The organism is Streptomyces sp. NPDC002309 (assembly GCF_053593375.1).
In genome coordinates this window covers 15,892-28,536 of record NZ_JBSFCI010000061.1, presented here as the reverse complement: position 1 = coordinate 28,536, position 12,645 = coordinate 15,892, and the positions used below count along the sequence as shown (strand labels likewise).

The 12,645-nt window shown below is 71.1% G+C and carries 11 protein-coding genes; 8 read left to right on the top strand and 3 right to left on the bottom strand.

The window, feature by feature from the left end:
• Positions 1–92 precede the first annotated feature (92 nt).
• Both ACWCPM_RS32395 and ACWCPM_RS32390 read right to left on the bottom strand, forming a co-directional pair.
• Positions 93–857 (bottom strand): bestrophin-like domain, encoded by a 765-nt coding sequence (locus ACWCPM_RS32395; RefSeq protein ID WP_450979836.1) that lies wholly within the window; start codon positions 855–857, stop codon positions 93–95.
• 16 nt (positions 858–873) lie between these two features.
• Positions 874–1,002, bottom strand: a complete 129-nt coding sequence (locus ACWCPM_RS32390) for a hypothetical protein (RefSeq protein ID WP_450979835.1) — start codon at positions 1,000–1,002, stop codon at positions 874–876.
• 816 nt (positions 1,003–1,818) lie between these two features.
• Between ACWCPM_RS32390 and ACWCPM_RS32385 the strand changes: the two genes are divergently transcribed.
• The 3 genes from ACWCPM_RS32385 to ACWCPM_RS32375 all read left to right on the top strand — a co-directional run bounded on the left by ACWCPM_RS32385 (position 1,819) and on the right by ACWCPM_RS32375 (position 6,095).
• Entirely contained in the window at positions 1,819–2,790 is a 972-nt protein-coding gene (locus ACWCPM_RS32385; RefSeq protein ID WP_450979838.1) for an SCO0930 family lipoprotein, read from the top strand.
• 354 nt (positions 2,791–3,144) lie between these two features.
• Positions 3,145–3,957 (top strand): SAM-dependent methyltransferase, encoded by an 813-nt coding sequence (locus ACWCPM_RS32380; protein WP_450979834.1) that lies wholly within the window; start codon positions 3,145–3,147, stop codon positions 3,955–3,957.
• Positions 3,954–6,095, top strand: coding sequence for a putative bifunctional diguanylate cyclase/phosphodiesterase (locus ACWCPM_RS32375; RefSeq protein WP_450979833.1), 2,142 nt, complete (start codon positions 3,954–3,956; stop codon positions 6,093–6,095). Before ACWCPM_RS32380 ends, ACWCPM_RS32375 begins: the two co-directional genes overlap by 4 nt.
• Positions 6,096–6,436: 341 nt before the next feature.
• Here the strand turns inward: ACWCPM_RS32375 and ACWCPM_RS32370 are convergent, their stop codons facing one another.
• The gene (locus ACWCPM_RS32370) at positions 6,437–7,321 is read right to left on the bottom strand and encodes a LysR family transcriptional regulator (RefSeq protein WP_450979832.1); all 885 of its coding nucleotides are present in this window, start codon (positions 7,319–7,321) and stop codon (positions 6,437–6,439) included.
• 83 nt (positions 7,322–7,404) lie between these two features.
• On the opposite strand from ACWCPM_RS32370, the gene ACWCPM_RS32365 reads away from it, so the two are divergent.
• The 5 genes from ACWCPM_RS32365 (at position 7,405) to ACWCPM_RS32345 (ending at position 12,639) form a co-directional block, all read left to right on the top strand.
• Positions 7,405–8,109: a succinate dehydrogenase cytochrome b subunit gene (locus tag ACWCPM_RS32365; protein WP_450979831.1), complete on the top strand. Its 705-nt coding sequence runs from the start codon at positions 7,405–7,407 to the stop codon at positions 8,107–8,109.
• A 2-nt stretch (positions 8,110–8,111) separates the two neighbouring features.
• The gene (locus tag ACWCPM_RS32360; RefSeq protein WP_450979830.1) at positions 8,112–10,070 is read left to right on the top strand and encodes a fumarate reductase/succinate dehydrogenase flavoprotein subunit; all 1,959 of its coding nucleotides are present in this window, start codon (positions 8,112–8,114) and stop codon (positions 10,068–10,070) included.
• Positions 10,067–10,816: a succinate dehydrogenase/fumarate reductase iron-sulfur subunit gene (locus tag ACWCPM_RS32355; RefSeq protein ID WP_450979829.1), complete on the top strand. Its 750-nt coding sequence runs from the start codon at positions 10,067–10,069 to the stop codon at positions 10,814–10,816. The genes ACWCPM_RS32360 and ACWCPM_RS32355 overlap by 4 nt, the downstream gene beginning before the upstream one ends.
• 240 nt (positions 10,817–11,056) lie before the next feature.
• Complete coding sequence (locus ACWCPM_RS32350; protein WP_450979828.1) at positions 11,057–11,830, top strand: GNAT family N-acetyltransferase; 774 nt, start codon at positions 11,057–11,059, stop codon at positions 11,828–11,830.
• Positions 11,830–12,639 carry a lysophospholipid acyltransferase family protein gene (locus tag ACWCPM_RS32345; RefSeq protein WP_450979827.1) on the top strand — a complete coding sequence of 270 codons (810 nt, stop codon included), beginning with the start codon at positions 11,830–11,832 and terminating at the stop codon, positions 12,637–12,639. The genes ACWCPM_RS32350 and ACWCPM_RS32345 overlap by 1 nt, the downstream gene beginning before the upstream one ends.
• Positions 12,640–12,645 lie beyond the last annotated feature (6 nt).

Here is a 12,645-nt window from a genome sequence, read left to right as displayed (position 1 = left end):
GCGTGCCGGGCGTCCCCCGGCGGCCCGGGGTGGGCGGGCGTCGGCCCGTGCGGGGCGCGTTCGGGCGCCGTCGGCCGCCCGTCGCCCTCCCGTCAGTCCTCGATGTGCGGGAAGAGGTCCAGGAAGGGCTGGTACGAGGCCGCGACGCCCCTGCTGTAGGGAGCGTCGAAGTCCCAGATCAGGAAGAGCAGGAAGGCGATGAGCGCCGAGAACAGCACGGCGAGGACCAACTCGCGTGCGGTGCGTCTGATCTGCAGAGCGAAGATCATCCCGATGGTGATCACGGCCCCGGCGACGAGCCCGAACCACACCACGCCCGGCATGGTCGACCCGGTCGCGTCCGCACGTGCGTGGCGTGCGCGGTCCGCCTCGGCCACCTGGTCGACCAGCGGCTGGTAGGCCTGCGCCTCGAAGTCGGACTCCGGCTCGTGGTCCGTGACGGTCGCGCGCACCTGGTCGAGCAGTTCGGTGCCGCGGTCGGTGACCTCGCCCTTCTCGGTCATCACCTTCCACTCGGTGGTGACGACGTGTCCGACATAGGCGTTGACATCCTCCCGAATGCGCTCACGGGCGTCGGCCGGGTACACCCGGACCCGTTCCGTGATCTCGTGCAGCGCCTGCGCCTCCGCCCGCACGTGGTCCTCGGCGACGCTGCGCGCCTCCCAGACGCCGGCGATGGCCAGGCCGAGCACGATGGCGTAGACCACGCCGATCCACATCGTCATGTACTCGATGACGTCCGGCGTCTCGGACGGATCCTCGTCCTCGGACGCGGCACGGTTGCGGAGCAGGGCGATGACGACCACCAGGGCGCAGGCCGCCAGCGTCACGAGGGTGAGAACAAGCCATTCCGGCAACGGAAGCCTCCAGGGATCAGCGGGGACGCAGGGCGGCGACGGCGAGCAGCGCCGGCACGGTGATGAGCAGGACGTAGGTGACCGGCGACTGGCCGCTCCGGGTCTGCCGGTTGCGCGGCGGGGTGCGGTAGCGCGGGTAGCTCACCGGCGTCACGGTCGGACGCGGGGTGGGCTCGGCCGACGGGGCCGGGGACGGCTCGGGGGCGGGCGGCGGTGGTGGCGGTGGCGGCGTCGGCCGGGCGGCCGGGGGCGCGGGGGCCGGCGGGGGCGGTGGTGCGGGTTTGGGCGGTGGCTCGGGCCGCGGTGTGGGCGTCGGCTTCGGCGGCGGTGTGGGCTTCGGCGGAGGCGGCGGTGTGGGCTTCGGCGGAGGCGGCGGTGGAGGTGGCGGCGGGGTCGGCTCGGGTGGCGGTGTGGGTGTCGGCGTCGGCGTCGGAGTCGGACAGGGGGTGGGCGTGGGCGTGGGCGTGGGGCTGGGGCAGGGAACGGGCCAGGTTCGGCTCCCCGCGACCGCCACCGCCTCCGTGCCTCCCGGGCCGGTCGACGCGTACGCGCAGGAGTCGGCCACCGCCACACCGGCCGGGGCGCCGATGAGCGCCGCGGTCAGGGCGAACAGGACCAACATCGGTGCGCGAACGGGCGATTGGGTCGATACGGAACCATGCACGACCGAGATCATGAGGCTTCTCGCGCCGCCACATGCCGGTCGGCCGGGGGATTGCCCCGAACGGGGGAAGTGTGCGCCACGGGGTTTGATTCCCGGAAGGCCGTGCGGCCGGGCGCCCGTACGCACATACGGGCGGCTTCCGGCTCCGGAAGCAGCCCGTATGTGCGTGCTGCTTCCGGCTCCGGAAAAGAAATCCGCGATCCGGTTGAACACAACCGGCCTCCCCGTGCGTACCCATTGCCGTGCGGCGGCACGGCAGGGCGCTGCAATATCCAGGTGACAATTGGGGAGTTGACGATGAAGACCTCCTGGCGGAGCGCCTCGCTCGTGGTGAGTGCCGCGGCCGTACTGGCGCTGACCACTGCGTGCGGTCAGGAAAGCGGCACCCCGTCGGCCAGTCAGAACGTGGGCGCGACGGCCCCGGCCGGCGGATACGGGGGCACGGGGCTCGACACCGGCGCGGGTGCCGGTACGGACGCCGGTGCCGCGCCGGGCGAGCAGAACGCCGGCGCCCAGGCCGCCCCCGCGGGCAAGCTGTCGGTCGCCGACAACGCCGAGTTCGGTCAGGTGCTGTCCGACAGCGCCGGACGCACCCTTTACCGCTTCGACCAGGACACCGCGGAACCGCCGAAGACCAATTGCGAGGGCGACTGCGCGACCGCCTGGCCGCCCGTGCCCGCCGATGACGCCACCGCGGGCGAGGGAATCGACGAGGCGCTGCTCGGTGAGGTCACCCGCCCCGACGGCACCAAGCAGCTGACGGTCGGCGGCTGGCCGGCGTACCGCTTCGCGAAGGATGTCAACCCGGGCGACATCAAGGGCCAGGGCGTGGGCGGCACCTGGTACGCGCTGGCCCCCGACGGCAAGAAGGCCACGTCGGCCGACCTGCCCGGACTGTCCACGCGCAAGGACCCGAAGCTCGGTGAGATCGTCGTCGACAAGAACGGCCACACGGTCTACCGCTTCATGAAGGACTCCCAGTGGCCGATGAAGACCGCGTGCACCGGCGAGTGCCTGGAGAAGTGGCCGGTCGTCGCGCCGGTGGACGCCAAGGACACCAAGGGCATCGACCTCCAGGGCTCCACGCCGAACCGCGGCTACGTCGTCTTCGACCGGCCCGACGGCGTCAAGCAGCAGACCATCGACTGCGTGCCGATCTACACCTTCGCCGGCGACAAGAAGCCCGGTGACACCAACGGGCAGGGCGTGGGCGGCACTTGGTTCGCGGTGAAGCCCGACGGCAAGCCGGTCGGAGCGCCCGCCAAGTAGCGACGAGGCTCCCTCCGGGGCCCCTCCCGGCGTACGACCTGGCGGTCCGTGTCCCGCGCACCACGCGGGACACGGACCGCTTTGACGTTCCCCACCGGGAGCCCACCGGGAGCCCACCCGGAGCCCACCGGGAGCCCTCAGGGTTCAGCGATGGCCCTACGGGCTCGTACCTCTCCTCCAGAACGCCGTGATCCGCCGGACACGTCCCGTCGGTGTGCGCCGATGGACCGATCCGGCACGTGCCGCAGGCAGTGACCGGGAACGGACGGTCAATTTCCGTTTCAGGTCGCTCCTTTGGCGGGCGATCAGTAGCCTCTGCTCGAACACCGGATCGCCTACGCCTTGGAGAGATAGATGGAGCGTCCCGCCTGGGCCCCATGGAGCATCGACATCTCGGTGCCCAGCGTCGCGCGGATCTACGACTACTACCTGGGCGGTTCCCACAACTTCGAGGTCGACCGGGCGGCGGCCCGCCGGGCCATGGAGTTCGTGCCGGGTCTGCCGAAGATCATGCGGGCGAACCGGGCCTTCCTGCGCCGCGCGGTGCGCCACGCGGCCGCCCAGGGCATCACCCAGTTCCTGGACATCGGCTCCGGCATCCCGACGTACGGCAACGTCCACGAGGTGGCCCAGGAGGCCAGCCCCGGCGCACGCGTGGTCTACGTCGACCACGACCCGGTGGCCGTCGCGCACAGTCACGCCGTTCTCGAAGGCAACGACGACACGGCCGTCGTCGCGGCCGACCTGCGCAAGCCGCAGGACATCCTGTCCAGCCCGCAGGTGGAGCAACTGCTCGACCTCGGGCGGCCGGTGGCACTGCTGCTCGTCGCCATACTCCACTTCGTGGAGGACGCGGACGACCCGTACGGGGTGGTGGCTCAGCTGAGCGACGCGCTCGCGCCCGGCAGCATGCTCGTTCTCACGCATGCCTCGTACGAGGGAATCCCGCTGGCACCCGAGCGGGCGGGTGGCGCGGTCGACGTATACAAGGACCTCCGCAACCCGCTGATCATGCGCTCGCGCGACGAGATCGCGCGGTTCTTCGAGGGGTACGACATGGTGGAACCGGGACTGGTGCCGATGCCCGTCTGGCGGCCCGACACCGCGCCGGAGGACGAGGATCCCTATGCCTTCTCCGGGTTCGCGGGCGTGGGGCGCACGGCGTGAGCGCGGAGCCGGACGGACCGGAGGACAGACTGCGGCGGTTCGCGACGATCTGGAGCCGGGCGATCCACCCGGTGACCTCGACGTCGCTGACCAGGGCCGAGTTCGAGGAGCAACTCCTGCCGCTGGCGCGGAGGCTGAGCGCGGCCCTGTGCGCCCGGGCCTTCGACGCCGCCGAGGGCCGCGCCATCGGCGGCGCCCTGGTCGACGCCCACTGCACCGACCCGGAGGCCCTCAGCCACGCCCTGGACTGCGTCGACGCCTATCTGGTGCTCTACTGCGGCGATGACGGCCCCCAGGAGGACCTGCGGGCCCGCTCGGCCCGCCTGCAGCACGCCATGGCCGCCGGGTTCGCCCAGGCGCTGCGTGAGCGCACCCTCGCCGAGCAGGAGTCCATCGCGCAGGCCGCGCTGCGCGCCCAGGGCGTGGTGGCGCAGGCGCTGCACGCCAGCGAGGCGCGTTTCCGGGCGGTGTTCGAGGGCGCGGCCATAGGCATCAGCATCGCCGACCTCGACGGCAACGTCCTGGAGATCAACGGCGCGATGCTGCGGATGTTCGGCGGTTCCGAACAGAACCTTCGCGGGCGCAACGTCCGCGAATGGACCCACGCCGACGACGCCCCTCAGGTCTGGCGGCTCTACGAGGAGCTGGTGCGCGGCGAACGCGAGCACTACCACGTGGAGAAGGCGTTCTACCGGCCCGACGGAACGGTCCTGTGGACCAACCTCACCGTCTCCCTGCTGCGCGACCCCGACGGCAACCCGCAGTACCAGCTCGCGCTGATGGAGGACACCACCGAACGGCGGCTGCTGAACCTCCGGCTGCGCTACGAGGCCACCCACGACGCCCTCACCGGGCTGCCGAACCGCACCCTCTTCTTCGAGCGCCTGGAGAAGGTCCTCGGTACGGGCGAGGGACAGCGCTTCGGCCTGTGCTACCTCGATCTCGACGGCTTCAAGACCATCAACGACAGCCTCGGTCACGCGGCCGGCGACCGGCTGCTCGTCGAGGTCGCCGACCGGCTCCAGGCGTGCGCCACCGCGCCCGGCGAGATGGTCGCCCGACTCGGCGGGGACGAGTTCGTGGCGCTCACCACCGGACCCGACACCCAGCGCGAGGTCGACGAACTCGCCGCCCGGATCATGAACGCGCTGGTCGCCCCGATCACCGTCGACGGACGTGAGCTGACCGTGCGCGGCAGCATCGGGGTCGTCGAGGGCGCGGCCGGGGAGCGCAGCGCGGCCGAGGTGCTGCGCAGCGCCGACATCACCATGTACCGCGCCAAGTCCGCCGGCGGCAACCGCTTCGAGGTCGCCGACGCCGAGGCCGACGCCCGCGCGATCACCCGCAACGGCCTGACCACGGCGCTGCCGACGGCGCTGGAGCGCGGCGAGTTCTTCATCGAGTACCAGCCCCTGGTCCACCTGGGCGACGGCAGCGTACGCGGCGCCGAGGCCCTGGTCCGCTGGCTGCATCCGCAGCACGGCGTGCTCGGCCCCGACCGGTTCATCCCGCTCGCCGAGCACACCGGGCTGATCGTCCCCCTCGGCCGCTGGGTCCTCGAGCAGTCGGTGCGCCAGGCACGCGACTGGCGGGAGCGCTACGCCGGCACCCCCTCGGCGCCGCTGCGGATCAACGTGAACCTTTCGCCGTGCCAGCTCACCCACCCCGGACTCGTCCAGGACACCGTCGAGATCCTGGAGGCGGCGGGCGTCGCGCCGGACGCACTGTGCCTGGAGGTCACCGAGTCCGCCCTGATCGGCGCTGACGACGATCTGCTCAAGCCGCTGCGGCGGCTGGCCGAGATGGGCGTCGACATCGCCCTCGACGACTTCGGCACGGGCTACTCCAACCTGGCGAACCTCCGCCGTCTCCCGGTGAGCGTCCTCAAGCTGGACCGCTCCTTCACCCAGAGCATGCAGCAGTTCCCCGCGGACCCCGTCGACCTCAAGATCGTCGAAGGCATCGTCTCGCTCGCCCACAGCCTGGACCTCGGGGTCACGGTCGAGGGCGTGGAGACCGGAGCCCAGGCGGAACAGCTGCGGATACTGGGCTGCGACACGGCCCAGGGCTGGTACTACGCCCGCCCCGGCCCCCCGGAACGCCTCCACGACCTGGCGATGGCCGACGCGACGACCTGACCCACGGCACCCCGCCGACGCAGGCCGGTGCCGTGCGGGGGCGCCATCACACGGCACCCTCGCAGTGCCCCGCGCCACCAGGCCCTCAGGGGCGCGGGCCCTGCGTTCATGCGCCCCGCGCCACCACGCCCCAGGGGCGCCGGGCTGTGTTCATGCGCGCCGCGCCACCACGCCCTCAGGGGCCGAGGGGTCTGTGTTCGTGTGCCCTGCGCCACCACGCCCTCAGGGGCGCGGGGAACTGCGCGACCAGCCCCCACCCACCCGCACCCGGCGCCACGGCGCCACGGCGCCACGGCACAACGGCGCCACGGCACAACGGCGCGAACCCGCACAAAACCCCCTCACCGCTCCAGCAGCATCCGGTGCAGCTCCCGAGCCGCCCGAGGCGGAGCCACATCGCTGCGGTGTGCCAGCGCGATCGTCCGGTGCAGTCCGGGCGGGGCCAGCGGAGTGACCCGCAGGCCCCGCCCGGCCCGCGCGGCGACCATTCGCGGAACGACGGCCACCCCCAGCCCCGCCCGCACGAACCCCAGCACGGCGTCCATCTCCCCGCCCTCCACCGCGAAGTCCGGCTCGAACCCCGCGGAGCGGCACGCGGCGACGGTCAGCTCCCGCAGGTCGTACCCGTGCCGGAACATCACGAGCCGTTCGCCCTCCAGATCGGCGATCTGCACCGTCCGCCGCCCCGCGCCCGGAGGGGACGCCTCCGGCGACGAGACCACCACCAGGTCCTCCCGCAGCAGCTCCACCGTCGTCAGCGCCGGTGACGGCGTCGGCAGCGGCAGCACGACGAGGGCGAGATCGAGCGCGCCGCGCGCGAGATGCCGTACGAGATCGTGCGAGCCGCTCTCCTCGACCAGGAGCTGGATGCCCGGATAGCGGTCGTGGAAGGCCCGCAGCACGTCCGGCAGCAACCCCGTGCACACGCTGGGCGTGGCCCCCAGCCGCACCCGCCCCCGCCGCAGCTGCACCAGCTCCTGCACCTCGTGCCGTGCCGTGTCCGCGTCGGCCAGGATCCGCCGGGCCAGCGGCAGCAGGGCCTCGCCCGCGTCGGTCAGCGTGATGTTGCCGCGTGCCCGACGGAACAGATCGGCCCCCAGCTCCCGCTCCAGGGCCTTGATCTGCTGCGACAGCGACGGCTGGGCGACATGGACGAGATCCGCGGCCCGGGTGAAGTGCCGGGTCTCGGCCACTGCCACGAAGTACTGGAGTTGCTGGAATTGCATCCTGAGAGCATAGGACAGGGCTATCGAATCAAGCTGAACCATGTCTTGGACTGATGATTTCCGGTTCGTTTAGCCTCCCCTCCATGGCTCTGGCAACGCGGACGGACCGACGGCCGTCCTTGGCGCGCTCCTTCTGGGGATCGACCGTCGGCAAGAAGGTGGTCATGGCCGTGAGTGGCCTGATCATGCTCGGTTACCTGCTGGCCCATATGGTCGGTAACCTCAAGATCTTCTTCGGTCCCAAAGAGTTCAACGAGTACTCCCACTGGCTGCGCACCATGGGGGAGCCGGTCCTGCACTACGGCTGGGCCCTGTGGATCCTCCGCGTGGTGATGCTCGTCGCCCTCGTCGCGCACATCGTGTCGGCGTACCAGCTCAGCCGGCTGGACATCAAGGCCCGCCCCAGCAAGTACGTCCACAAGAAGGCCCGGGCGAGCTATGCCACGCACATCATGCGTTGGGGCGGCATCACCCTGGCCCTCTACCTCGTCTGGCATCTGCTGGATCTGACCACGCTGACGGTCAACGAGAACGCACAGCCGGGGATGGTGTACGAGAACGTCGTCGCGACCTTCTCCACCTGGTACGGCAACGTGATCTACATAGCGGCGCAGCTGGCCCTCGGTCTGCACATCCAGCACGGCTTCTGGAGCGCCGCCCAGACTCTCGGTGCGGGCAGCGCCAGCCGCGACCGCATTCTCAAGATGACTGGAAACCTCACCGCCCTGGTGCTCACGGCGGGGTTCATCACGGTGCCTGTCGCCGTCATGACCGGATTGGTGCGCTGAACATGAACGACTACGCCGACTACACGGCATTCGCGACCGGCGAGCCGATCGCCGACACCAAGGCGCCCTCCGGGCCTATCGCCGAGCGCTGGGACCGCCGCCGTTTCGAGGCGAAGCTGGTCAACCCGGCCAACCGCCGCAAGCACACCGTGATCGTGGTGGGCACCGGCCTGGCCGGCGGCTCCGCCGGAGCCACCCTCGCGGAGCAGGGCTACCACGTCGTCCAGTTCTGCTACCAGGACTCCCCGCGGCGCGCCCACTCGATCGCCGCCCAGGGTGGCATCAACGCGGCGAAGAACTACCGCAACGACGGCGACTCCATCCACCGTCTCTTCTACGACACGGTCAAGGGCGGAGACTTCCGCGCCCGCGAGTCCAACGTCCACCGCCTGGCCCAGGTCTCCGTCGAGATCATCGACCAGTGCGTCGCACAGGGCGTGCCCTTCGCCCGCGAGTATGGCGGTCTCCTCGACACCCGCTCCTTCGGTGGTGTCCAGGTCTCCCGTACCTTCTACGCGCGTGGCCAGACGGGCCAGCAGTTGCTGCTCGGCGCCTACCAGGCGCTGTCCCGGCAGATAGCGGCGGGCAACGTCGAGATGCACGCCCGCACCGAGATGCTCGACCTGATCGTCGTCGACGGCAAGGCCCGCGGAATCGTCGCGCGTGACCTGATCACCGGCAAGATCGACACCTACTTCGCCGACGCGGTGGTCCTGGCGTCCGGGGGCTACGGCAACGTCTTCTACCTGTCGACGAACGCCATGAACTCCAACGCGACCGCCGTGTGGCGTGCCCACCGGCGCGGCGCGTACTTCGGGAACCCCTGCTTCACGCAGATCCACCCCACCTGCATCCCGCGCACCGGCGACCACCAGTCCAAGCTGACGCTGATGAGCGAGTCGCTCCGCAACGACGGCCGTATCTGGGTACCGAGGGCCAAGGGCGACCACCGGTCGCCGAACGAGATCCCCGAGCACGACCGCGACTACTACCTGGAGCGCATCTACCCGTCCTTCGGCAATCTCGTGCCCCGCGACATCGCCTCCCGTGCCGCGAAGAACGTCTGCGACGAGGGCCGCGGCGTCGGACCCGGCGGCCAGGGCGTCTACCTCGACTTCGCCGACGCCATCAAGCGTATGGGCCGCAAGAAGGTCGAGGAGAAGTACGGCAACCTCTTCGACATGTACCAGCAGATCACCGCGGAGAACCCCTACGAGGTGCCGATGCGGATCTACCCCGCCGTGCACTACACGATGGGCGGCCTGTGGGTCGACTACGACCTGCAGACCACGGTCCCGGGCCTGTTCGCGATCGGCGAGGCCAACTTCTCCGACCACGGGGCCAACCGTCTCGGCGCCTCCGCGCTGATGCAGGGCCTCGCGGACGGGTACTTCGTCCTCCCGTCGACGATCAACGACTACCTCGCCCGCAACCCGCACCAGGAAGAGATCACGGTCGAGCACCCCGACGTCGAGGAAGTGGTGGTCGAGACCGAGAACCGGCTCAACCGGCTGCTGTCCGTCGACGGCGACCGCACCCCTGACTCCTTCCACCGCGAGTTGGGCGAGTTGATGTGGGAGTACTGCGGCATGGCTCGTACCGAGGAGGGCCTGCGCAAGGCGCTCGAGCGGATCCCGGAGATCCGTGAGGAGTTCTGGCGCCGGATCAAGGTCCCCGGCGTCGGCGAGGAGTTCAACCAGTCGCTGGAGAAGGCCAACCGGGTCATCGACTACCTGGAGCTCGCCGAGCTGATGTGCCTCGACGCGCTCGACCGCTCGGAGTCCTGCGGCGGTCACTTCCGCGAGGAGTCCCAGACCCCCGACGGCGAGGCGGCGCGGAAGGACGACGAGTACTCGTACGCCGCGGCCTGGGAGTTCACGGGCACCGGCACCCCTCCCGTCCTGCACAAGGAAGACCTCGTCTTCGAGTACGTCCACCCCACTCAGCGGAGCTACGCATGAAGCTCAAACTGCGCGTCTGGCGCCAGAAGAACGGCGACGCCCCCGGTGCCATGGCCACCTACGAGGTGGACAACATCTCGCAGGACATGTCGTTCCTGGAGATGCTCGACACCCTCAACGAGGAACTCATCCTGCGTGGCGAGGACCCCGTGGCCTTCGACCACGACTGCCGCGAGGGCATCTGCGGTGCCTGCTCGCTCGTCATCAACGGCGACGCGCACGGCCCCGAGCGCACCACCACCTGCCAACTGCACATGCGGTCCTTCAAGGACGGCGACACCATCGACATCGAGCCTTGGCGCGCCTCGGCCTTCCCGGTGGTGAAGGACCTGGTCGTGGACCGCTCGGCCTTCGACCGGATCATCCAGTCCGGTGGTTACATCTCCGCCCCGACCGGTGCCGCGCCGGAGGCGCACTCCACCCCGGTCCCGAAGGCGGACGCCGATTACGCCTTCGAGCACGCGGAGTGCATCGGCTGCGGCGCGTGCGTCGCGGCCTGCCCCAACGGCGCGGCGATGCTCTTCACCTCGGCGAAGATCAACCACCTCAATGTGCTGCCGCAGGGTTCGCCGGAGCGCGAGACCCGCGTCCTCGACATGGTCGCGACCATGGACGCGGAGGGCTTCGGCGGCTGCACGCTCACCGGCGAGTGCGCCACAGCCTGCCCCAAGGGCATCCCGCTGATGTCCATCACCGGCATGAACAAGGAGTGGCTGCGCGCCACCCGCAAGGCGGCCAAGAAGTAGCGCCGCGCAGGTAGGAGAGACGTTCGCCGACTCGGTGCGGACGGGCGGGACCGGGAGTGGTGCTCATCCCCGGTCCCGTCTCGCTTTTCTGCCCACCCCTGGCATTCAACATCCGCACATCCCCGCTCCGGGCACAGGTAACGCGCACGCCAACCGGCATAGGAAGAACTGTGGCGGCAGGCCGAACGACCCGGCCCGCCCGCTGCCGTCGTCGAACCGGCCCGTGACCAGGAGTGTGCCATGACCGGCGTTTCCACCCTCGACCGTCCCCCGCAGCCAGCGGCACCCACCCGCTACACCGTCACCCTCGCCCGCGGCGAGGACGACGTGCGTGCGGCGCAGAAGCTGCGGCACGACGTCTTCGCCGGCGAGATGGGCGCGACGCTGTCCTCCCCGCAGCCGGGCCTCGACATCGACCCCTTCGACGCGTACTGCGACCACCTGCTGGTCCGCGACACGCTCACCGGCCAGGTCGTCGGCACCTACCGGCTGCTGCCGCCCGAGCGCGCCTCCGTGGCCGGCGGGCTCTACTCCGAGGGCGAGTTCGACCTGACCCGCCTCGACCCGATCCGCCCGGGCCTCGTCGAGGTCGGCCGCTCCTGCGTGCACCCGGACCACCGCGACGGCACCGTCATCGGCCTGATCTGGGCGGGGATAGCGCGCTACATGGTCGACCGGGGCCACGAGTGGCTCGCCGGCTGCTGCTCCATCCCGCTGGCCGACGGCGGGGCCCTCGCCGCCGCCACCTGGGACCGGGTCCAGGTGAAGAACCTGGCCCCCGAGGAGTACCGCGTACGGCCGCTGCTGCCGTGGTCCGCGGACGGCGTCACCCGCCCCGCGGAGCGCACCGAGCTGCCGCCGCTGCTGCGCGGCTACGTGCGCCTCGGCGCCTGGGTGTGCGGCGAGCCGGCCCACGACGCCGACTTCGGCGTGGCCGACATGTACGTGCTGCTGTCGATGCGGCGGGTCAACCCCCGCTATCTGAAGCACTTCCTCTCGCTCGTCCCGGCCTGATGAGCGTCTGGCTGCCCAGCGCGCCCTGCACCCCCAGGGCGTGTGTGGAGCCCGCGGGGCGGGGCAGGGTGGCGGTGCTGGGCGTACTGCGGTTCACCGCCGTGCTGGTGCTGCTGCTCGCCGGGATCGTCCTGCTGCCGCTCGGCGCGCGCGTTCCCGCCCCGTGGGTGCGCCGGTGGGCCCGGACCATCGCCCGGGCGGCCGGGGTCCGGGTCCGGATCAACGGCTCCGCCGCGCCCACCGGTGGTCTGCTGCTGGTCGCCAACCACATCTCCTGGCTGGACATCCCGCTGCTCGCGTCGGTCCGCCCGGCCCGCATGATCGCCAAGACCGAGATACGGCGGTGGCCGGTCGCCGGCCCGCTGGCCGCGAGCGCCGGTGTCGTGTTCATCGAGCGCGACCGTCTGCGCACCCTTCCGGCCACGGTCGCGCACATCGCCGACCTGCTGCGGTCCGGGGCCGCGGTCGGCGTCTTCCCCGAGGGCAGCACCTGGTGCGGCCGGGCCCAGGGCACGTTCCGCCGGGCCGTCTTCCAGGCCGCGCTGGACGCCGGGGTCCCCGTCCAGCCGGTCAGCATCCACTACCGCCTCGCCGACGGCCACGCCAGCACGGCCCCGGCCTTCGTCGGCGAGGACTCCCTGCTGTCCTCCCTGTGGCGGGTGATGACGTCGCGCGGTCTGATCGCCGAGGTGGAGGTCCGGGAGCCGATCCTTCCGGGCAGCCTTCCCGACCGCCGGGCCCTGGCCCGCGCCGCGCAGCCCGCGGCGACCCCGGAGCCGGGCTGGACGCACACGGTACTGGCGTCCTAGCCGGCG

What these genes read in the sequence shown, in the direction of transcription:
- ACWCPM_RS32385 (WP_450979838.1), top strand. Translation starts at nt 1,819, where the DNA reads ATGAAGACCTCCTGGCGGAGCGCCTCGCTCGTGGTGAGTGCCGCGGCC.
- ACWCPM_RS32350 (WP_450979828.1), top strand. Translation starts at nt 11,057, where the DNA reads ATGACCGGCGTTTCCACCCTCGACCGTCCCCCGCAGCCAGCGGCACCC.
- ACWCPM_RS32370 (WP_450979832.1), bottom strand. Translation starts at nt 7,321, where the DNA reads ATGCAATTCCAGCAACTCCAGTACTTCGTGGCAGTGGCCGAGACCCGG.
- ACWCPM_RS32345 (WP_450979827.1), top strand. Translation starts at nt 11,830, where the DNA reads ATGAGCGTCTGGCTGCCCAGCGCGCCCTGCACCCCCAGGGCGTGTGTG.
- ACWCPM_RS32355 (WP_450979829.1), top strand. Translation starts at nt 10,067, where the DNA reads ATGAAGCTCAAACTGCGCGTCTGGCGCCAGAAGAACGGCGACGCCCCC.
- ACWCPM_RS32360 (WP_450979830.1), top strand. Translation starts at nt 8,112, where the DNA reads ATGAACGACTACGCCGACTACACGGCATTCGCGACCGGCGAGCCGATC.
- ACWCPM_RS32380 (WP_450979834.1), top strand. Translation starts at nt 3,145, where the DNA reads ATGGAGCGTCCCGCCTGGGCCCCATGGAGCATCGACATCTCGGTGCCC.
- ACWCPM_RS32365 (WP_450979831.1), top strand. Translation starts at nt 7,405, where the DNA reads ATGGCTCTGGCAACGCGGACGGACCGACGGCCGTCCTTGGCGCGCTCC.